The sequence below is a fragment of the Nioella sediminis genome (assembly GCF_001879695.1).
In the GTDB taxonomy this organism is placed as follows: domain Bacteria; phylum Pseudomonadota; class Alphaproteobacteria; order Rhodobacterales; family Rhodobacteraceae; genus Nioella; species Nioella sediminis.
Genome location: NZ_MNBL01000178.1, coordinates 1 through 20,622 on the forward strand (window position 1 = coordinate 1; position 20,622 = coordinate 20,622).

The window sequence follows — 20,622 nt, forward strand, 5'->3', positions numbered from 1 at the left end:
GGACCAGTCAGATCAGGCCACCCACTGTGCGGGCCTGCGTTGATGAATCGCTTGTTCCAATGCATCGAGGACAAATCCGGCAGTGGCCGTGCGACTGACACGCCACCCAATGATGCGGCGGACAAAGACATCAATGACGAAGGCCACATACACAAACCCCTGCAAGGTTGCGACATAGGTAAAATTGCTGACCCAAAGCACATTCGGCGCAGGCGCATGGAATTGGCGGTTTACCTTGTCCAATGGACACGGCAGCGCCTTATCCGGGATCGTTGTCTTTGGTTTCTTGCCGCGCACAACGCCTTCGATCCTAATATCCTTCATCAAGCGGGCAACGGTGCAGCGCGCAATATCAAAGCCTCCTCTGCGCATTTGGTGCCAGACCTTCCGCACGCCATACACGCTGAGGTTTTCCTCGAAGACACGCTCAATCTCGGGCTTCAGTGCCTCATCACGCCTGGCGCGATCAGAAAGGCGGGACGGATCAGCGCGCTTGGACAAGTGATCATAGAACGTTGCAGGGGCAATCGGCAAAACCCCCTCTCGGGACATAGCTACGCAATGCCCTGCCGGGCAGCGGGACAGATTGGCTCGACCCCATGATCAGCGCGGTGATCTTCTATGAACTGGATCATCGTTTGAATGGGCGGTCGTGCTCCGCCTGGGCAAAATATGCGGATGCTTTTCTAAGGATCTCATTGGCCTGCTTCAGTTCGCGCACCTCCCGCTCAAGCGCCTTCATCTTCTCAGCCTGTTCGGTGGTGATGCCTCCGCGCTGGCCAGCATCAACTTCGACCTTCTTGACCCATTAATTCAGCGTTTGCGGCGCGCAACCGATCTTCGAGGAAATCGACACAATCGCCACCCAACGGCTCTCATGATGCCCGGCGCCATCCAATACCATCCGCACGGCGCGTTCGCGCACTTCTGATGAATACTTGTTCGTTGTCTTTGTCATGATGCTCCATCCTACTCATGAGTTGGAGCCTCCGGCAAACCCGGCGCGGTTCAATCCGGCAGTGTGTCGCCTGTTCATCGTCGACGGTGCCAAGGCGCTGACGAAGGCCATCCGCCGCACCTTCGGGGCGGATACCCCGATCCAGCGCGGCCAGGTCCATAAGGCGCGCAACATCACCGAGCGGCTAGATCCCAAGATTTACGCCGCAGTGCGCCGCGCCCTTCGGCAGGCATGGGAACTGAACGATGCCGACAAGGCCGAACGGCTTCTGCGCAATCTGGCGCGCCGGATGGAATTGGAGGCCCCCGGGGTCTCGAAGAGCATCCTTGAGGGCTTGGATGAAATCCTCACTGTGATCCGTCTCGGGCTGCCACTCGAACTGCGCCGCTCGCTCGCCAGTACCAACATCATCGAGTCGATGAACGCCGTGATCTGGCAGGTCTGCCGGAACGTGAAGCGGTGGCGTGACGCGAAGATGGCGCTGCGCTGGACTGCATCCGGCATGCTCGAGGCCGCCAAAGGCTTCCGACGTCTCAAGGCTCACAATCAGCTGCCCGTTCTCAAGGCCGCGCTTCTCAAGCACCGCGACCCGGGTGCCGCCGGCGTTGACCAAACCGCAAAGGCCGCCTAACCATAATCCCAGCGACGCTGCACAGACCCGATTTCAACATTCATCGGGACATCCCCGGGACGCCTTTTCTGAAAGCTTATTGCGGTTCATCTTCCCGATACCGCGCTGCACCCTCTACCCTAAGTAACCTCTTCTTGCCCAAAACGAGCTGGCTTCGCGCTGGACTCGCATTTGCTTCAAGCCGTCGAAACCCGCCAGGCGGCCAGGAACGAATTCAGTGAAAGCTCGTTGCCGAAACCGCGTCGATGACCTGGTCGCAGGCAGACGCCGCTCGATAATACAGTTCCTTAGCTCACGCGGGCACGAACAGGTCCTTGTAGGTATCTCGCAGAATGTTCTTTTGCACCTTGCCCATCGTGTTGCGCGGCAACTCGTCGACCACCACCAGCTTGCGGGGATGCTTGAAGCGGGCCAGCGAGGTTCCGGCAGCCACGGCGATTGCGCCGAGATCCGGTGTTTGGCCCGGGGCCGGGACAATAACGCCAACCACGGTTTCCCCGAAATCGGGATGCGGCACGCCCACCACGGCGCTTTCCAGTACACCGGGCTGTTCATCCAGCATCAGTTCGATTTCCTTGGGATAGATGTTATAGCCGCCCGAAATGATCAGATCCTTGTTGCGGCCGACGATGTGGACGTAGCCATCCTCGTCAATCTTGCCGAGATCGCCTGTGATGAAGAACCCGTCAGCGCGCAGCTCCGCGGCGGTTTTCTCGGGCATTTGCCAGTAGCCCTTGAACACATTAGGCCCGCGCACTTCGACCTGGCCAACCTCGCCATCGGGCAGGGTTTCGCCCGTGGAGGGATCGGTGATCTTCAGCTCCACCCCCGGCAGCGGGAAACCCACGGTTCCCGCGCGGCGGTCTCTATTACCGTGAAAACGAGAGATTCCATGCGATTCTCTACCGCCAGTCCGGCAACCGATTCCTAGAACAGGAATGCCTACGCCTGCATCGGCGCCTGCAACCCTTCCGACGCTTGCAACTGCGCCTTCGCGGTCGGATGCGGCAGTCGATGGGTAAACATGAGGCCATCGTGAAAGCGCTGGAAGCCGGCGACAGCAACCGCGCCTCTGCCGAGATCCGCGGTCACGTGGCGGTTCAGGTCGAAAAGTTCTACCACCTCATTGCCAACCTGAAACCGGCCGCGGAATAGCCTCTGGCAGGCGGTTCAGCCCATCAGGTCTGGACTCAGCGTTGCGGGAAGATCCTGATAGCACACTGGGCGTAGCCAGCGGCGGATCGACAGGGTTCCAACCGAGGTGTGGCCAAAATTCGTTGAGGCCGGGTACGGGCCGCCGTGGACCATGCTATCGCAAACCTCGACACCGGTTGGAAACCCATTGAACAGGATCCTCCCGGCCTTGCGTTCCAGTATGGGCAACAGGGCGCGGGCCGTCTCTGTATCGGCGTCATCCATATGCAGGGTGCAGGTCAATTGCCCTTCCAACCCCGCAGCGATCTGTTTCATCTGCCCCGCTCCGTCCACCTCGACGATCAGGCCGAGCGGTCCGAAAACCTCGTGTTGCAGGTTGGGATTGTCCAGAAACGCCGCACCGGTCGTGCGGTAGAGGCAGGGGGCGGCCTCTCGGCTCTGGCGGGAGGAGACCAGAAGCCCCTGCACATGGTCCCCCTGCCCCATCCGGTCGCAGCCGTCGTGATAGGCCTGTGCGATCCCGTCTGTCAGCATCACTTGCGCCATTGTCGCAGAAAGTGCTTTCGTCGCCGCGTCAGTGAACGCGGTTGCATCCGGCCCCGCTGGCAGGACCGCAACGCCTGGATTGGTGCAGAACTGCCCCGCCCCCATGGTCAGCGACGCGGCCCAACCTTCCGCGAGCGCGGCTGACTTGGCGGAAAGGGCCCCGGGCAAGATGAATATCGGGTTGACGCTGCCCAGTTCTCCGAAAAACGGAATCGGATCGGGGCGTGCGGCACATAGATCGAACAGCGCCCTGCCTCCGGCGAGCGAGCCGGTGAAGCCGACCGCGCGGATCAGGGGATGGGTGACCAGCGCTGTCCCCACATCGCGACGGCCGCCCTGGATCAGGGAGAAGACGCCCGATGGCATGCCACAGGCCAAAGTCGCGGCCTCGATGGCGCGGGCCACGATCTCGCTGGTGCCGGGATGGGCGCTGTGGCCCTTCACGACAACGGGGCAACCCGCCGCCAGGGCGCTGGCGGTGTCGCCACCAGCAACAGAAAACGCCAACGGGAAATTCGACGCGCCGAAAACAGCCACGGGGCCGATCGGGCGCTGGATCATTCGCAGGTCTGGTCGGGGAAGCGGCTGGCGGTCAGGCAGGGCCGGATCGTGACGGCGGTCGAGATAGTCGCCCTTCAGGATATGGTCTGCGAACAGGCGCAGCTGGCCGGTGGTGCGGCCGCGTTCGCCTTGCAGGCGCGCTTCTGGCAGGCCGGTTTCGCGGCTGCCGGTTTCGGTGATTTCCTCGGCGCTGGCCTCGATCTCATCGGCGATGGCGTTGAGAAATTCGGCGCGCGCATCGGCGCTGGTGTGCGCATAGGTCTCGAACGCGGCCTCGGCAGCGCTGCAGGCGATCTCGACCAGATCAGGCGTGCCGACGCTGAACTCCTGCGCCGAACCACGCACCGGGGCGGACAGGAATGTCTTGTCGCTGCCGGTCCATTGCCCGGCGATGTAATGCTTGCCGATCATGCGCCTGACCCGCCCGTCTCACGTGCCCAATAGCTGTCGGGCGGCGGGCCGAAGTCGATCAGCGCACAGGAATAAACGGCAGTTTCATCAAATGGATAGCGCGCTTCCATCTCGGGCGTCAGCGTCAGACCCAATCCCGGCGCTGAGGGGCGCAACAGCTGCCCTTCCACGATCCGGCCCTGATCCCCGATCATCTCGGTCCCGAGCGGGAAATCCAGCATCGGGTATTCGACCAGCTTGCCGCCCGCCGCGAAGGCTGCGTGATAGCTCGCCATGATCGCGGCCGCCCCCCCCCAGGCGTGGACAACGACATCGGTGCCCTTTGCCCTGGCGACCTCGAACACATCCATCACCGCCGAAATCCCGCCCATGACCGAAGCATCGGGCTGCACGAAATCATAGACTTCGTTGTTGATCCGTTCGATCATCTCTTTTGGCGTGGTGATGATCTCGCCCCCGCAGACGGGTACATCGATCCGCCCGCGCAGGGCCTTGAACCCATCTGGGGCATCCGGGCCAATGGCCTCTTCCACAAATATCATCCGGTAATCGGTCAATGCGTGGACGGCCTCGACATAGGCAACTACGTCATCCACCTCCTGCGGGGGATCGGCGAGGTTCTGGCACATATCGACGCCCACCTCGATGCCGCGCTTGCCCGCCTCTTCCAGCACCCAGGCCGTACGCAGGATATCGGTCTTGATCGCGCGCATTTTGTAGCGGGTGATGCCGAAGCTTTCGAGCAGGTCCAACTCGCGCAGGAACTGATGCTTCGCGTCGCAACACCCGCCCGAGCCATAGATCGGGATCATGTCCGCCTTGGCCCCGCCAAGAAGGTCGTAGACCGGCACCCCGAGGCTTTTGCCCTTGGCGTCCTGCAACGCTATCTCGAAGGCGGCGATCACGTGGCGCGCCGCGCCTTGCAGGGACCAGTAATCGCATAAGGACCGCAGGTCGCGCACCCGGCCCGCAATGTCGAACCCGTCCTTGCCCATCACCTGCGGGCGGCACAGGTCAACGATGGACTCGAACACTTTGGGCGCGAAGACGGCCAAATAGCCTTCGCCCAATCCGGTCACGCCGTTGTCCAGTGTGACCTCGACCATGCCGATAGTGCGCTTGGGACCGTTGGGAAAGCATTCCTTGATCTCAGGATCGTCGGCATCGGCATAGGAAGAGCTGAGAAGAACGCAGCGGATATTGGTGATATTGGGCATCAGTAACCTCGGGTCATGTCGACGACGCCCTGCAGCGGCTGACCCGCACGGTAGCGGGCGAGATTAGCCAGGAAGGTGTCGATTTTGCGGTCCAGCTCGTCGGCGGTGCCGCCGCCGCTGTGCTGGGTCAGAAGGATATTGGGACAGGTCCAGAACCGGTGATCGGGCGGCAGTGGTTCGTCCCGGGTCACGTCCAGAACGGCTCCGGCCAGGCGGCCATCGGCCAGTGCGTCGGCAAGCGCGTCCTCGTCGATCAGCGAGCCGCGCCCGAGGTTGGCAAGGACTGCATGGCGCGGCAGCAGGGCCAGACGCTCCGCCGACAGCAGCCCGCGGGTGGCGGGGGTGTCGGGGACCGTCGCCACTAGAATATCCGCTGTCGGCAACAAGGCGTCGAGATCGGCGGTGGTGGCGGAACTGTCCAGCGCGGTGATTTCGCATCCGAAGGGGGCCAGCAATTCTGCCAGCCGCCGGTTGATCGCGCCATTCCCCAGCATCACCACCCGCGCACCTTTCAGCAAGCGCAGACGCGTGCGGATCGGGTCGCCCTCCCATGTCCTGCTCGCTTGCAGCCGGGCCAGACGGTCCACCCCGCGGGCGAGCGCCAGAAGCCCCGCAAGTGCGGTTTCCGCGACCGGATCGGCGAAGAAGCCCGCCAGATTGGTCAGGGTCAGGCGCTGGCCGAGCAAGGTCCAGTCGAGATCCGCGTATTCGCCGAAGCCAACGGATTCCAGCTGCACCCACTTCAGAGTCCCGGCCTCGGCCAAGGCCTCGGGCGGCGGATTGCCGAAAGCGATTTCGCACCCATCAAGATCGCCGGTTTCTTCCAGTTCGGCCTCCCCAATGCCCGCGCGCAGCCGCGCGATCTGGGCACCGTTCAGATCGAGACAAAGCGCAATGCGCGTCATGAAGGCGTCCCCTGGCAGATCCAGATGGTCTTGGTTTGCAGATACTGTTCCATTGCCTCGACGCCATTGTCCCGCGCCAGCGAACCGGACCGTTTGTAGCCGCCGAAGGGCGTCTTGATATCTCCCTCGGAAAAACCGTTCACGGACACCGTGCCGCAAGGCAGACGCCGCGCCATGTGCAGCGCGCGATCGATGTCGCGGGTGAAGACGGTGGCGTGCAGGCCATAGTCGCTGTCGGCGGCCAGTTGCAGTGCCTCGTCCATCGTCTTCACCGGCAGGATCCCCAGAACCGGGCCGAAGATCTCCTCCCGAGCGATGGCCATGTCCGGGGTCAGCCCGGCGAAGACGGTGGGCTCCACGAAGAACCCCGCGCCCTTGCGCGCACCGCCGGTGGTCATGCGCGCGCCCTCGGCCACGCCCTTGTCGATATAGCCAGTCACGCGCGCCATGTGTTCGGCTGTCACCATCGCACCGATATCGGTGTCGGGGTCCAGCGGATCGCCCACCTTGTAGGCGGCAGCACGCTTGGTGACCTTTTCCAGATAAGCCTCGGCCACGCGGGCATCGACGATCTGGCGCATGTTGGCCGAGCAGTTCTGCCCGCCGTTCCAGAAGGCGGAATTCACCGCGTGGTTGATCAGGTCATCGCTGAGGTCGGCATCATCCAGCACGATAAAGGGGCTCTTGCCACCCATCTCCAGCCCGATGACCTTGAGGTTGCTTTCCCCCGCGTAGCGCAGGAAATAGCCGCCCACCTCGGTCGAGCCGGTGAAGGAGACGATGTCGATATCACCATGCCGTCCGATGGCCTGCCCCGTCGTTTCACCCATGCCGGGCAGGACGCTCAGCACTCCGTCGGGCACCCCGGCCTCCTGTGCCAGCGCGGCCAGTCGCAGGATGCTGAGCGGCGTCTGTTCGGCCGGTTTCACGAGGCAGGAACAGCCCGCCGCCAGCGCCGGAGCCAGTTTCCACGCCGCCATGAGTAGCGGGAAATTCCACGGAAGCACCAGCCCGACGACACCTGCGGGTTCCTTGACAATGAGCGCCAGCGCATCCTCGCCCGTGGGGGCCACCTTGCCGAAACTCTTGTCGGCAAGTTCGCCATACCACTGGAAGAAATTGGCGACCTCGGTGCCGATCTCGTGCAGGCAGTCGGTGATGGTCTTGCCGCTGTCGAGGCTTTCGAGAACCGCAAGGTCCGCGGCGTTCGCACGGATCAGCGCCGAAAGTTTCAGCAGAACCGCCTTGCGGTCTTCCGGCGCGGCGCGGGACCAGACCCCATCATTGAACCGCGCGCGGGCGGCGGCAACTGCCCTGTCCACATCCTCGGCCGTGCAATGGGCCACGGCGCACAGGGTCTCGCCCGTGGCAGGGTTAACGCTTTCGAACGTGCCGCCGTCCGACGACGCCGTGAAAGACCCATTGATGAAGGCGAGGGTCTCAATGGCCAGTCCGGATGCGCGGCTATGGGCCTGATCTTTCGTCAGTGACATGGGAAAGCTCCGTTTCAGATAGGTCAGTTGCGGCGGACAGAGATATGCCAGGGGATGAGCAGCCGTTCCGCCAGTGTCACCAGTCCGAACAGGCACAAGCCCAGTAACGTCAGGAAGAAGATGCCGGCGAAGGCCAGGTCTGGGCGCATGTTGCCGGTGACGATCTGGATGTAGAAGCCAAGCCCCTCGTCCGATCCGATGAATTCGGCAATCGCCGCGCCGACGGTGGCGTTGATGGCCGCATATTTGAAACCCACGAAACACTGGGGAAGCGCGGCGGGAAGACGAACCTTGAAGAAGGTCCGCCAGATGCCTGCCCCGGTCGAGCGCGAGAACAGCGTCAGTTCCTCGGACAGCGAATTGAAGGCCAGGATCGCGTTCAGAACGATGGGAAAGAAGCATACCAGAAAGACGATGATCACCTTGGGCAGCAGCCCGAATCCGAGCCACGAGATGAAGAGCGGCGCGAAGGCGATCTTCGGTACCATCTCGATGCAGACGATGAACGGGTAGATCGTGCGCTTGAGGATCGTGGAAAACGCGATCGCAAGACCAAGGGGCAGCGCCAGGACGACCGCCAGGACATAGCCGATGATGACCTCGGTTCCCGTGACCAGCGTGTAGTCCAGAAGCCGGGGCAGATCAGCTGCGCCGTTCTCGATGATCAGCGACGGCGGGGTGAGGATGTAGAGCGGGATGTCGAACCACAGCACCGAGTATTCCCAGAACAGGAAGAACCCGATGAAGAAGGCGACGAACATCCATGAATTCATCAACCGCAGCTTCAGGCCTGCGAAGGTTGGTTTTTTGTCAAATGACGCCATAGCCTCTGAAGATCTCCTGGGTTTCATGAACATATGCGGAAAACTCGGGCGAGCGTTTCACCTCGTAGTCGCGCGGGTAAGGCAGGTCGATGTCGATAACGCGCTCGATCCGGCCCGGCCGCGGCGTGATCACCGCTACCTTGCTGGAGAGCTGGATCGCCTCCTCGATGGAATGGGTGACGAACAAGACCGTGGGGCGCTGCTCCATCCACAAAGATTGAAGGTCGCTGCGGATGCGTTCGCGCGTCATCGCGTCGAGCTTGCCGAGCGGTTCATCGAGCAGCATCGTATTGGGCGCGTGGATCATCGCCTGGCAAAACGCGGCGCGTTGCTGCATTCCACCCGAAAGCTCATAGGGGTGGCGGTCCGCAAAATCCTCCAGGTGAACCGAGGCCAGAATCGCGTCGATCTCGGCCCGTTTCGAGGCCACGGAGATCCCGCGCATTTCCAGTTGTAGCTCGATATTCCCGCGCACGGTGCGCCAGGGAACCAGCGTGTTATCCTGGAACATGATGCCAATATCGGTCTGCGGACCGTTCACGGTCCTGTCCCCGATCTGTACGGTGCCCTCTGTCACGTCCAAGAGCCCCGCGGTCATGAGCATCAGGGTGGACTTTCCGCAACCCGACGGTCCAAGCAGCGAGACGAATTCCCCGTCTTCCACCACCATATCGACCGGACCGAAGGCATGGACGGCATCAGGGCCGCGTCCAAAGACCTTCTTCACGCCCGAGAATTTGATCTGGTTGCTCATGAACTCTTCCTTTGAATACCAGGGGCCAGCGGTGGCCCCCGGCCAGTTTTGATTGTCAGTCGATGAACTGGTTGGTGTAGAAGCTCGCCGCTTCCGCCTCGGGATCGAGGTCATTGTATTCCTGCATCAGGCTGACCATGCTTTCCCAGTCGGACGGCACGTTGAGGCCAAGCTGGCGTTCGGTGTTGGCGCCGGAATACAGAATACCAAGCGTCACATCGAGAACCGAGCGCGCCTGCATCATGCCCTGTTCCTCGGCCATGGTGCCACCGACAATGTCGGCAATGGCAGCAACCGCCGTGTCGGGGTCAGCCTCGGTCTGGGTGTAAGCCTCGATCGTGGCATCGACAAAGCGGTCGACAAGATCGGGGTTGCTTTCGACAAGGTCACGCCGCGTCGAGATGCAGTAACCAACCTGGTCCACCCCGTAGTCGGAATAGGGGAACAGCACCGGGTCGTCGCCACCATTGGCCCGGATCTCGGCCGGTTTGTCATCGAGACCGCCCAGCATGGCGACCGCGCCGCCCGATCCTTGCAGGTAGCTCGACACAAGGGCGCCGTCGGGCACATTGGTCAGGGTGACGTCATCCTCGGTCAGACCGGCATTGGACAGCACGATCGGGAAGAAGGTGTTCACACCTGCATTAGCCGTGGTCAGGATGACGTGGCCACGCAGGTCCTCGATCGACTCGATCCCGGCGTCGGGACGCACAATGACCGCCTCAGAGCCCGTCGCGTCGATCACGGCGACCGACACGATATCGGCCCCCTGGCTGGCCAGCGTGATCAGCGCCCCGCAGGACCCGTAGGCAAAATCACTGTCGCCATTCGCCACCAGTCGATGCGCGGAACTGGAGCCGTTGCCCGAGCGGATGTCGAGATCGATCCCGTAATCATCATAGATGCCAGCCACATACCCATGCGCGAACCCGGCATGAGAGCCGTAATACATCCAGTTCAGGCGCAGCCGGACGTCATCCTGCGCGGCGGCAACGCTCGTCATCAACAGGCTGGCGCCGAGGGCCAGTCCCGTGGTTTTCACGATTGTCTTCATCATCTTCATACTCCCTTTGGATCTGTTCTTGATGGTGTTCGTGGTGGTCTGCACGTCGCCTCAGGAAAGGCCGATCAGCCTTGGCACGCCTATTTTGCTCATCATGGCGTGGGTTTGTTCTTTGTGGGTCTGGCGAATGTCGCGGGTGGGCGGGCGGCACCGGCTGGAGGGCAGTCCGATCAGTTCCATGCACAGCTTGTCGAGATAACCGTCACCGCTGGTATAGGTCTGTTCGATCTCTACCCAGAGCTTGTAGAAGGGCATGCCCTCCTCGACCAGCATCCGGGCGATCTCGGGGTAGTTCCCCGCCCGCACCTCGTCGATCAGCTTGATCCCCCATTCGGGCCAGAAGTTGCAGTGATGCACCTCGAAGGCCGTTGCGCCGAGGGCGGGCATCGCGCTCATCCCGAACAGCAGGTTGTTGTCGATGATCGTGAAGCGGTCCGAGAAATGGGAACAGACATCTTCGAATTCCATCGCATCGGTGCGCGGTGCGGCCCATTTCAGACCGACGAGATTTGGAATCTCCGCCAGCCGCTCGATCATCGGAAAGCTCAGGTTCTGACTGGTCCAGAACGTGTTGTAGAGGATGATCCCTACATCCGGCGCGGCCTCTGCGGCGGCTCGGACATAGTCTTCGAAATCCGCCTCTGTATGGGCGAAATAGAACGGGCAGGATACCTGGATGAAATCGGTTCCGATCTGGCTTGCGGCCTTGGCCAGCCGGACCAGCTCCAGCGTGCTCGTGGTTTGCGCGCCCATGGCGATCGGTACCGCGCCGTTGGCCTCGTCCACAACGACCTCGGCCACGAACAGCCGCTCCTCAAACGTCATCGTCGAAAAATCCCCGGCGGCTCCACCGGCCAGCAGTGTCGCATAGTCAGCATTCAGCCCTGAATCGATCAGGAACCGCACATAACGCCGCAGCGCGCTTTCGTTCACCGCCATGTCCGGCGTGTCGTCGAACGGCGTCGGAATGGTGACATAGCAGCCCTGCAGTTTTTTCTTCTTGTCGTCCACGATTGGCAGCTCCCGTTCGGCAGGCCGCAAGTGTCCGCGCGGTGCGAATATGCACCGCTGACGGAGGTCCATCAGCCATGAAAATCAAGTTTCACCAGCCGTGCCACGAACCGCTTCGGGCCGCTGATAGAGAAACTGTAAGGACGAAAAACCGCAAGTGAGTTGATTATTATTGCCGCGAATAATACGATTTTTGCCAAATGCTCACGAATTATTAGAAAGGCACCCTACGCGTGCCCGATTCCAGAACCCGCTTTGCCTTCGTACTCCAACCCGAGTTTCCGCTGACCGCACTCATCCTTGCCTGCGACTCGCTTCGGATTGCGAACCAGAATTCCGGACGTGATCTTTTTGAGTGGCAGGTCCTGTCTGAAGACGGTGCCGATGTTCATGCATCCAACGGCATGTGGTTTTCCGCTGACGGGGATCTGGCGCAGGATGCCCCGGTTGATGTCTGCCTTCTGTTCCAGGGCAATCTGCCAACGCAGAACCTGTCCCGCAGGCTGCTTGGCTACCTTCGCACAGTTGCCCGTTTCGGGGCGGTCGTGGGGGGTGTCGATACCGGCGCATATGCGCTGGCTCAGGCCGGGCTTGTGGCGACGGAAACCACGCCCGAGGTCGTATTGCACTGGGAAGCGGTACCCACGTTTCTGGAATGGTTTCCCGAGGCAAGGCCGCTCAACGGCATCTATGTCAGCACCGGCAATCGGGTACATTGCGCCGGGGGCATCGCCACACTTGACCTGATGCTCGACCTTATCGAACGGTTCGCAGGCGAGGCGATGGCAAGCGAGGTTGCCAATGCGATGGTACACACGCGCCGCGCGCCCGAGACCCAACAAAGGCTGGATCAGCCGTTGGACAGTCAGGAAGGCAGCCTTGTATCGCGCCTGACCAGAATAATGGAACAGAACCTCGACTTCCCGCTGTCGCTGGACGAGCTGGCAGAGGGGCTAAACACGCCCAAGCGCACCCTTGCCCGCGCCAGCGAAACCGCTTTCGGGATCTCGCCCATGCGGCTCTACCTGCGGATCCGTCTGCAAGCTGCGCGCAACTACCTGTTCTACGAAGACCTCTCGATCAAGGAGATCGCAACCGCCTGCGGGTTTTCGGCCCCTGCTGCCTTCACCCGCAGCTTCAAGATCCAGTTCGGGGTAAGCCCCTCGGCCTTTCGTGCCGAAGTGCGCAAACGTCAAAGGCTGACCGAACACCCGGAGATCCATCGCATCATCGGCCGCAGCGACCGGCGCGACAATGCCGTATCCGGCACCGATAGCCTTGCGGGTCCATGATACGAGCGTTCGAAGCGGAAAACTTCTTTTTCTAATTGGCGGCTCAGGCGCTCTGCCGGAACAGCGCCGGGCGAAACGCAGAAAGGGCGTCGGACTCTTGCGCTGGATGCGGTCGTGTTAAGGGCTTTTGTGTTCGGTGCATTTGGCCGATGGCCCTGATGAAGTCCGCGCGATGGGTCACAACAAGACTTTTGAGCTATCGTACCCTGATAGCACCTCATGTGTTCTGCCCACGGAAAACGCCAGCCAGTAAATGCGGACTCAATGGGAAGCAGATTTTCGGCATTCCGAAAAAGCGGCAACCGGAGGCAGAGCAGCACGGAGAAACGGATGATCTTCAGGCCGCTTTGCAACCCTTTGACCGGACTGGATTTACTCATCGCCATACGCTTCAAGCTCGCCCTGCCCCGCGCATCCTGAATCTCTCTGATAAGAGTTTCAATCAACTGATCTGGCCTGCGAGGCTGGTTCCTCCACAGACGAAGAGCACCTGCCCGGTGACGAAACTCGACCTGTCATCCAGAAAGAAGAGGGCCGCGTTCGCAATATCCTCTGCGGTGCCGATCCGACGCACGGGGATGCCGCCCGCGATTTTCTGCTGCTGCTCTCCATCCTTGGGCACGATGGCCCAGAAATTCTCGGTCAGCACAGGGCCGGGGGCGATTACGTTGACGGTGATGCCCTTCGGGGCGAGCTCCAGCGCCCAGGTGCGTGCCAGCCCGTTGATCCCCGCCTTGGTCGCGGAATAGGCGGACCGGGTGGGCATGCCCTGCAAGGACCGCGAACTGACGAAAACAACCCGCCCGCTGCCGCGCTCAACCATACCGGGCAGCGCCGCCTGGGTCAGGGCCATGGGTGCGGCAAGATGCAGTTGCGCAAGCTTCAGTACATCGGCAGGGTCGGCATCTTCCAACAGATTGGGCAGGATGAGGCCCGCATTATGGACGATAGCGTCGATCTGGTGGGTGGCGCAGATCCGGGCGGCCACCTCCGCCGTTTCCGCCGCATCGGTCAGGTCGGCGGTGTAGCCGAACAGGTCATCATGCCTGTCATCGGGCATCTCCAGCCCAAGCGACACGACCGCCTCTCCCTTGGCCAGCAACGCCCGCCCGATAGCCGCGCCAATGCCGGAATTGCCGCCGGTGATCAGTGTCGTGCGCTTGCTCATGCCGGTGCCCTTTCTACAAGTGCGATGACCCGAAGCGGGCTGCCCGAACCGCCCTCGATCTTCAGCGGACAGGCGACGATCATCGCGCCGAATGTGGGCAGCTTGTCGAGGTTCGTCAGGCATTGCAGCCCGTATCGCCCGTTGCCATGCAGGATCGAATGCGCGGGAAGCGGCGGGTTGAAGTGAAAGGCTTGGCCCGCATCGGTGCCCACGGTTTCCACCGCCAGACCGACGCAGTCCCGCTCATGCACCAGAAACTCCATCGCGCTGCCATCGGGGCCGGGCGAATGAGTGCCATCCTCTTTCAGGTTCAGATATTCAGGCGTGCCGACGCGCTTGTACCAGTCGGTGCGCAGCGCGATCCAATGGCGCTTCGGGATTTCTCCGTGCTGTGCCTCCCAGTCTTCAAGGAAGGCGCGGGTCAGCACGAAATCCGCATCCGCTGCGGCCTCCTTCGATATGTCGATCACCACGACGGGGGCCACGAAATCCTGCGTGGGAACCGCATCGACGGTGTTGGAGGGCAAGTCTTTCCCCGTCACCCAATGCGCAGGGGCGTCGAAATGGGTGCCGGTATGTTCATTCATCGAGATGTTGTTCCAGTACCAGGCCGGGCCATTGTCGTCGTAGCGAGACACCTTCTCCATCCGGAACGGGGCGCATTGGCCGAACTCGGCGGGCAGCACAATGACCGGGAAATCGGGGCTGAGCGTGTTGGTCAGGTCGATACATTCCACGGTGCGGTCGGCCAGCGCCTCGGCCAGCAAGGTCAGGGGTGAGCGGGTCATCGGTTTTCCTCCCTCATGGTCAGAAGCGGGTTGGCCTGCCAGCGGGCAAAGAGATCCTTCGCGACATCCCCGGCGCAGGTGAATTCCTGTCCCTCGGTCAGGGCGTGTACGACCGCGCGGGCCAGTTGCCCCGGCACGACTTTCGGTTGCGGCAGGTCCTGGTGCCAGTCGTCATCGACAGGCCCGGTCAGGACCGACAGCACACGAATGCCGGTCTGCTGCATCTCGCCACGCAGGCCGGAAAGAAGCGACAGTCGCGCGGCGGCGCTGGCGGCGGCACCGGCATAGCCGAATTGTCCGCTGAGGCCCGATACCGGTAAGATGTCCAGAAATGCCGCGGCTGAATTCACACCGTCATCGGAACGCGCGCTCATGGCCGGGGCGAAGCCCTGTGCCAGCCGCACCAGCCCGAGAACGCCCAGATCGAAACCGGCTTGCAGGTCGGAAAGCTTGGCCCCGAAGGCCACGCCGCCCGGGCGCACGAAGCAGGCGGTGTTGATCACGATATCGACCCGCCCGCCAAGTTGCGCGGCAAGCTCCTGCACGCTGCCGCTGTCGGTCATGTTCAGGGAAACCGGCTCGATGCCCTCCTGTGCCTCAATCTCCGCCTTGCCGGGATAGCGCATCAGCGGGTCAGCATCGCCAAGAAACACAGTCTGCGCCCCGGCCTTGAGAAGCGCACGCGCAATCGCCTGCCCGATGGCGGACCGCCCGTCCGTGACCAGAATCCGCCGGTGTTTCGGATGGGCCGTGAAACAGCGTAGCTGGGGATCGTCCTGCATGTTCGGGGTCTCCTCCTTCGGCATGGCGAACAGGGCGGGGTTGCCGCCCCGATCCAGCCGGAGTGTCATTCGAACCCGGTCGCCCTGATGCACATCGCCATGAAGATGCACGATGGCGACCGGTCCCGCGTCCAGGCGAACGGTTCCGATCCGCCAGGGCATGTGGTTGCGAAAGAAATTGTCGGTGGAGTGGCGGATCGTGGTGACGGCCTCAACGCGTGCGCCGCTGTCCTGATCAACCCAGGTCAGCGTTCCCCAGCATGTCGGGCAACGGTCACGCGGCGGGTAGGTGACGGACCGGCACCGGTCACAGCTTTGCAGAACGAAACGCCCCTGCGCGGCATATGTCGCCATCTCGGTCGCAGCGCGGCTGCGCAGACCGGGGGGCACATGGCCGAGCGTACTGCGCCCTAGCGGGTCCTTGCGTTTGGGGGTGGGAAGCGGCTCGGTCATCTCAGGGCCTGCCTTTCCAGCACCACAGCCCCGGTGCAGACGCCACGGTCGTAGTTCACAAGCCCGAAGCCCGAGACCAGCGCACGCTCGGCCCCCTGCACCCGATCGCCAAGGGGGCATCGCAGGATCTGCCGCAATCCCTCGGTCAGGTTCTGAAACCCACCCGCAGCACCTGCCTGCCCGGCAGAAAGCTGCCCGCCATTGGTGTTGAGCGGCAGGGAGCCCGAGATTGTGAATTCATTCGCGGCGATGAAGTCGGACAGGTCCGGTTTTTCGCAGAACCCGAGATCGGCAAGCTGCATGGCCACGATCACCGGGTAATCGTCATAGACCTGCACGCAATGCATGTCCTCAGGCCGGCAGCCCGCGCGCTGCCAAAGTGCCTCGCGATCGCGTTCCCACCCACCGCGAAATTGCACACTGTCCTCGGCAAACGCGTTGTGACGCTCGATGGTGGCGAGGATGCGCGCCGATGAAAGCCCCAGCTCTTCAGCCTTCTTGGGGGTCGTGACCAGAAACGCCTCTGCCCCCGCGCAGGGCATCACGCAATCGAACAGATGCACCGGGTCCGAGATGGGCCGGGCGCTCATGTATTGGTCCAGCGACAGCGGCTTGTTCATCAGCGCCAGCGGGTTGGACAGGGCATTCTTCCGCTGCGCCACGCAGAGCTTGCCGAAGGCCTCCCGCGTGACACCGAACTGGCGCATGAAATTGTCGGTGATCAGCGCAAAGGTCGCGTTCGGGCCGCCGAACCCGTAGGGATAGGTTGCGTCCTGGGAAAACCGTGAAAACCCGGCCAGCGTCTGGCGATAGCTGTCGATCTGGTTGGTATCGGCCGCCACGCAGGCCACCACCTCGGCGTCACCGCACTGCACGGCCCGCGCCGCGCGCCTGAGCGCCATGACCCCGCTGGCACCGCCTGTCGGGATATGGTCCATCCAGCGCGGGCTGAGGCCCAGATGCTGGACCATGCCCACGACCGTATCGGGCGCGGCAGAGAAGCTGGCAAAGCAGAAGCCGTCGATGTCGGCAGGTCCAAGGCCCGTCGTTTGCGCCAAGGATTGCAGGGCTGCACCCGCCCACCAATGGGCGGATTCGGGCGAGAACCTGACATAGGGCACAGTCGTCGGCGCACAGATCGCAACGCCCTCATATGGGGATTGCAGCCCCATCAGCGCTGCCGTTTCTTCAGGTGGCGGGTGTCGATGAAACCGCCCTGCGTGATGGTCTCTTCCAAGAGCCCTTTCAGCTTTCCACGCAGGATTTTCTGGGTGGCCGTCAGGGGCAGGTCTTCCACGAAGGCGATCCAGCCCGGCACCTTGTAATAGGCCATCTGGTCCAGCGCCCAGGTGGCAATCTCATGCGCTTTCTCCGGGCTGCTGCCGCCGCTTTCGAGGATCAGGAAGACCGCAACCTCATCACCGCGCAGCTCGTCGGGATGGGCAGCCGCTGCCGAGATGCGGATGTCTTCATGCCGATTAAGGATGCTTTCAACCTCTACGGCGGCGATGTTTTCGCCCGACCGGCGGATGACGTTCTTCTTGCGGTCAACGAAGTGAAGCGATCCGTCTTCGTCCTGAAGGACAACATCACCGGTGTTCAGCCACCCACCTTTCCACAGCTCAGCGGTGGCTTCCGAGTTCTTCAGGTATCCGGCACAAAACCCGTAGCGCGGGTTGGGGCCAGCCCGACGAACCAGCAGCTCTCCGGGTATTCCGGTAGCGGCATCCTGCCCGGCATCGTCCACGACCCGAACCTCAACATCGGTACAGGGCCGCCCGAAGCAGGAGGTGCCCACCTTGCGCGGCTCCTCATGGGCGCTGATAACGCCGCCGCTGCCGGTCTCGGTACAGGCCCATGCCTCGATCAGGGGGAAGCCGTAACGGGCTTCGAACTCGGCATGAAGCTTCGGGTCGACCCCGGCGCCAAAGCCGAAGCGCACATTATGGTCGCGATCGGCTGGCGATGGCTCCGCCCCCATCAGCATGGGCGGCATGACCCCGAGGTAATGCACGACCGTCGCCCGAGACTTGCGCACCGAGTCCCACCAGCTGCGCGGATGGAACCGGTCGAGCAGCGTCAGACAGCCGCCGGTGGTGATCATCGCCATGACAGAGACCGCCATGGCGTTCATGTGGAAAAGCGGCAGGGGGGTCAGCATACGTTCCGCATCGCGGCGCAGGCTGATATGGCCACCGGTTTCGGCGTACCAGTCGCCCGAATGCAGGAAGTATTCATTGGTCAGGATGCAGCCCTTTGGCCGTCCTGTCGTTCCCGACGTGTAAAGCAGCGCGCATTCGGTCCCGGCCCCCAGCTCTTCGGCAGCCGCTGCCGGGACGGGGGCCTTGGGAATGAAGTCATCGGGCGTGATAACCCGCGCAGGCGACCCCGCATTGGTCACCGCATCCGACATTTCCGCCACCCGGTCCGGCAGGACGATGGCCAGCACCATTTCCGAATGCTCTGCCAGGTATTCCAGTTCCGCCAGCCGCAGATCGGGATTGATCGGGACAACCGATGCGCCAAGGCTGTTCAGGGCGAGCCAGATCTCGATGAACACGGGCCGGTTTTGCAGCAGCAACCCCACCCGGTGCCCATGACCGACCCTGGCAGCAGCAAAACGATCCTCCCAGTCGGCAACACGCCGCGCCATCTCGGCATATGAAATGTCGCCTGCGGGAATGCCATAGATCGCTGCGGTTTCTTCCAGCACATGCAGGAAGGGCGCGTCCCCGCGTCGGTTCGCGGTTTCTGCGAAGCGGCCACATACGGTGCTCATTCTGACAGGCCCCTCAAATGAACAGCTGAAGATTGCCGAAGGGCGCGTCGAAATTGATCAGGTCAACACGCTTGAGCATGATCTTCAGTGCACCTTCGACCTCCACCAGTTCATGACTGACCCAACCCGAATAGCGCTCCAGATTATCGCCACGAGTTTCGGTGTAGATGAAGGAGGTGCGCAGCCTGTAGATGCCATCCTCCTGCCCAAGCGACAGGACGCGGGGACGCTGCATCAGGTGATGACAGCGGCTTTTCGGTTTCTGGCTGAAGGTGCGTTCACCCGATAGCCGTTCCACCCGGACCGTCAGCAAAAGCTGGTCTTCATACATGAGCGAGGGTTGCAAAACTGGGTCTTGCTGCTGCCATTCCAGCGGCATCCAGTAGAGCCCGTCCTGATGGAACAGCGCCAGCCAGTCCTCCCACCGCATCTCGTCCAGCGTGGCGGCCTCTTCATAGACGAAATCTATCAGCTGCTCGGGGCTCATGCGCTGGCCTCCACTTTCTGATCCATCCCCTGAACCATGAATTTCCGCCATGCATAGAAGGTGTTGCGCATCTGCCGTTCCGAGGTGCCGTTAACGACTTCGGTCACATCCTCAGGCTCCCCCTCCTCGTAAAGCCTGCGCAGGTTGATCCACTCATTGGCGTCTGACAGCAGGCCCTCCTGCGCGCGTTCGTACATTTCCAGATCGTCATGCCCGACGATGGAGGTGGGCGCATTGATGAAGCGGTTATACATCAGCGCGCGTTCGTAGATCTTGTCCGGTGCCCCCACCAGCCGGAAGGCCCAGCTTTCCACCAGGGTCTTGTCGACAGCTATCGGAATGAAGTTGCGCAGGATGCCGACCGGCCCCTTCACCATCACATTGGGGAAGTAGAGCGTGTTGTGCCGGATATCGCCGAGGATTTCGCGGGCGCGGGTTTCGCCGTAAGCCTCGACCATCATGTCGAGATAGCCTTCGACATCGTCATAATCCTGATGGATCGACCCCGACACGCCGGAATGCCCGTGGCCATTGGGCCAGACCCGGATGCCTGCGCCTTCGTAGAATTCATAGGGGCTCATGAAGGGCGCATAAAGCTGCACGGCCATCGGAGTTTCCGTGAAGCGGTGCTTTTCGCGTTCCCACACGCTGACGGCCGTGCCCGCGCTGCTTTCATGGGCCACCATCGGGTGGCAGGTGTCGGTCTGGTTGTCGACCAGCATCTTCCAGTTGCAGGTATGCATATAGCGGATCGGCGCAGCGATGATCTCGACCTCGCCCTGTGGTGAGCGATCCACCATGTTGTCGATCGTCGAAAGGGAGTCTCCGAAATACTCCTCGAAGCTCAGCCCGGTGTCCGACAGGCGGGCAAAGATGAAGCCCCGGTAGATCTGCACGTTCTCGACCCGGGGCAGCCCCTTCGACGCCTTGTCAGCTTCGAACCCGGTGCCTTCGTAGCCCTTCTTCAAAGGGATCGCTAAAAGCGATCCATCGGTCTTGAAGCTCCAGGCATGGTAGGGACAGCGGAAGAACTTGCCGGTGTTGCCGCAGGGCTCGGACGCGATCTTGACGCCCTTGTGGGGGCAGCGGTTGTGCAGCACGTGGATGGTGCCGTTCTTATGCCGCGACACCAGAATGGGCTGATGGCCGATCTTGCAGGTGATGTAGTCGCCGGGGTTCTTCAGCTGGCTCTCATGCCCGACATAGACCCAGGAATTCGGAAAAAGCTGCTCCATCTCCAGATCGAAGATTTCGCGGTCGACATAGACGTCGCGATGTACGGCATGCCCCTGAACCAGGTTTTCAACGGCTCTCGGGTTTCCACGGTATCGTTCCATGCTGGTC

At 62.0% G+C, this 20,622-nt stretch carries 16 protein-coding genes, 4 pseudogenes and 1 other annotated feature; of the genes and pseudogenes, 3 read left to right on the forward strand and 17 right to left on the reverse strand.

The window, feature by feature from the left end:
* Window positions 1-30 precede the first annotated feature (30 nt).
* Window positions 31-958 (reverse strand): annotated as a pseudogene (locus BKY26_RS20745) (IS3 family transposase); the annotation flags it as partial.
* Window positions 520-677, reverse strand: a sequence feature (AL1L pseudoknot). It overlaps the preceding pseudogene by 158 nt.
* A gap of 52 nt (window positions 959-1,010) precedes the next feature.
* Between BKY26_RS20745 and BKY26_RS19260 the strand changes: the two are divergent.
* Window positions 1,011-1,589 (forward strand): annotated as a pseudogene (locus BKY26_RS19260) (transposase); the annotation flags it as partial.
* A 292-nt stretch (window positions 1,590-1,881) separates the two neighbouring features.
* Here BKY26_RS19260 and BKY26_RS19265 read toward each other — a convergent pair.
* Window positions 1,882-2,505: pseudogene (locus tag BKY26_RS19265) on the reverse strand (AMP-binding enzyme); the annotation flags it as partial.
* Here BKY26_RS19265 and BKY26_RS19270 point away from each other — a divergent pair.
* Window positions 2,457-2,744 (forward strand): annotated as a pseudogene (locus BKY26_RS19270) (FCD domain-containing protein); the annotation flags it as partial. The pseudogenes BKY26_RS19265 and BKY26_RS19270 overlap by 49 nt on opposite strands.
* A 15-nt stretch (window positions 2,745-2,759) precedes the next feature.
* On the opposite strand, the gene BKY26_RS19275 reads toward BKY26_RS19270, so the two are convergent.
* The 8 genes from BKY26_RS19275 to BKY26_RS19310 are packed head-to-tail and all read right to left on the reverse strand — an operon-like array spanning window position 2,760 to window position 11,529.
* Complete coding sequence (locus tag BKY26_RS19275) at window positions 2,760-4,262, reverse strand: aldehyde dehydrogenase (NADP(+)) (protein WP_071691998.1); 1,503 nt, start codon at window positions 4,260-4,262, stop codon at window positions 2,760-2,762.
* On the reverse strand, window positions 4,259-5,479 hold the full coding sequence (locus BKY26_RS19280) for a mandelate racemase/muconate lactonizing enzyme family protein (protein ID WP_071691999.1): 1,221 nt from the start codon (window positions 5,477-5,479) through the stop codon (window positions 4,259-4,261). Before BKY26_RS19280 ends, BKY26_RS19275 begins: the two co-directional genes overlap by 4 nt.
* The gene (locus BKY26_RS19285) at window positions 5,479-6,384 is read right to left on the reverse strand and encodes a D-2-hydroxyacid dehydrogenase (protein ID WP_071692000.1); all 906 of its coding nucleotides are present in this window, start codon (window positions 6,382-6,384) and stop codon (window positions 5,479-5,481) included. The genes BKY26_RS19280 and BKY26_RS19285 overlap by 1 nt, the downstream gene beginning before the upstream one ends.
* Window positions 6,381-7,877 carry an aldehyde dehydrogenase gene (locus tag BKY26_RS19290; protein WP_071692001.1) on the reverse strand — a complete coding sequence of 499 codons (1,497 nt, stop codon included), beginning with the start codon at window positions 7,875-7,877 and terminating at the stop codon, window positions 6,381-6,383. Before BKY26_RS19290 ends, BKY26_RS19285 begins: the two co-directional genes overlap by 4 nt.
* Before the next feature lie 23 nt (window positions 7,878-7,900).
* Window positions 7,901-8,638 carry an ABC transporter permease gene (locus BKY26_RS19295; protein WP_211268012.1) on the reverse strand — a complete coding sequence of 246 codons (738 nt, stop codon included), beginning with the start codon at window positions 8,636-8,638 and terminating at the stop codon, window positions 7,901-7,903.
* Window positions 8,639-8,687: 49 nt separating this feature from the next.
* Window positions 8,688-9,455, reverse strand: coding sequence for an ABC transporter ATP-binding protein (locus BKY26_RS19300; RefSeq protein ID WP_071692003.1), 768 nt, complete (start codon window positions 9,453-9,455; stop codon window positions 8,688-8,690).
* A 55-nt stretch (window positions 9,456-9,510) separates the two neighbouring features.
* Window positions 9,511-10,512 (reverse strand): ABC transporter substrate-binding protein, encoded by a 1,002-nt coding sequence (locus tag BKY26_RS19305; protein ID WP_211268013.1) that lies wholly within the window; start codon window positions 10,510-10,512, stop codon window positions 9,511-9,513.
* Window positions 10,513-10,569: 57 nt separating this feature from the next.
* Window positions 10,570-11,529 carry a dihydrodipicolinate synthase family protein gene (locus BKY26_RS19310; protein WP_211268014.1) on the reverse strand — a complete coding sequence of 320 codons (960 nt, stop codon included), beginning with the start codon at window positions 11,527-11,529 and terminating at the stop codon, window positions 10,570-10,572.
* Between the two features lie 233 nt (window positions 11,530-11,762).
* Here BKY26_RS19310 and BKY26_RS19315 point away from each other — a divergent pair, with 233 nt between their 5' ends.
* Window positions 11,763-12,821 carry a GlxA family transcriptional regulator gene (locus BKY26_RS19315; RefSeq protein ID WP_071692005.1) on the forward strand — a complete coding sequence of 353 codons (1,059 nt, stop codon included), beginning with the start codon at window positions 11,763-11,765 and terminating at the stop codon, window positions 12,819-12,821.
* A 442-nt stretch (window positions 12,822-13,263) separates the two neighbouring features.
* Here the strand turns inward: BKY26_RS19315 and BKY26_RS19320 are convergent, their stop codons facing one another.
* The 7 genes from BKY26_RS19320 to BKY26_RS19350 are packed head-to-tail and all read right to left on the reverse strand — an operon-like array spanning window position 13,264 to window position 20,615.
* A complete protein-coding gene (locus BKY26_RS19320) occupies window positions 13,264-13,989 on the reverse strand; it encodes an SDR family NAD(P)-dependent oxidoreductase (RefSeq protein ID WP_071692006.1) in 726 nt (241 codons plus the stop codon).
* Complete coding sequence (locus BKY26_RS19325) at window positions 13,986-14,777, reverse strand: cyclase family protein (protein WP_071692007.1); 792 nt, start codon at window positions 14,775-14,777, stop codon at window positions 13,986-13,988. The genes BKY26_RS19320 and BKY26_RS19325 overlap by 4 nt, the downstream gene beginning before the upstream one ends.
* A complete protein-coding gene (locus BKY26_RS19330; RefSeq protein ID WP_071692008.1) occupies window positions 14,774-16,012 on the reverse strand; it encodes an SDR family NAD(P)-dependent oxidoreductase in 1,239 nt (412 codons plus the stop codon). The genes BKY26_RS19325 and BKY26_RS19330 overlap by 4 nt, the downstream gene beginning before the upstream one ends.
* Window positions 16,009-17,184 (reverse strand): thiolase family protein, encoded by a 1,176-nt coding sequence (locus BKY26_RS19335; protein WP_071692009.1) that lies wholly within the window; start codon window positions 17,182-17,184, stop codon window positions 16,009-16,011. The genes BKY26_RS19330 and BKY26_RS19335 overlap by 4 nt, the downstream gene beginning before the upstream one ends.
* Window positions 17,184-18,791: an AMP-binding protein gene (locus BKY26_RS19340; protein ID WP_071692010.1), complete on the reverse strand. Its 1,608-nt coding sequence runs from the start codon at window positions 18,789-18,791 to the stop codon at window positions 17,184-17,186. The genes BKY26_RS19335 and BKY26_RS19340 overlap by 1 nt, the downstream gene beginning before the upstream one ends.
* Before the next feature lie 13 nt (window positions 18,792-18,804).
* Window positions 18,805-19,278 carry an aromatic-ring-hydroxylating dioxygenase subunit beta gene (locus BKY26_RS19345; RefSeq protein ID WP_071692011.1) on the reverse strand — a complete coding sequence of 158 codons (474 nt, stop codon included), beginning with the start codon at window positions 19,276-19,278 and terminating at the stop codon, window positions 18,805-18,807.
* The gene (locus BKY26_RS19350; RefSeq protein ID WP_071692012.1) at window positions 19,275-20,615 is read right to left on the reverse strand and encodes an aromatic ring-hydroxylating dioxygenase subunit alpha; all 1,341 of its coding nucleotides are present in this window, start codon (window positions 20,613-20,615) and stop codon (window positions 19,275-19,277) included. Before BKY26_RS19350 ends, BKY26_RS19345 begins: the two co-directional genes overlap by 4 nt.
* Window positions 20,616-20,622: the final 7 nt, after the last annotated feature.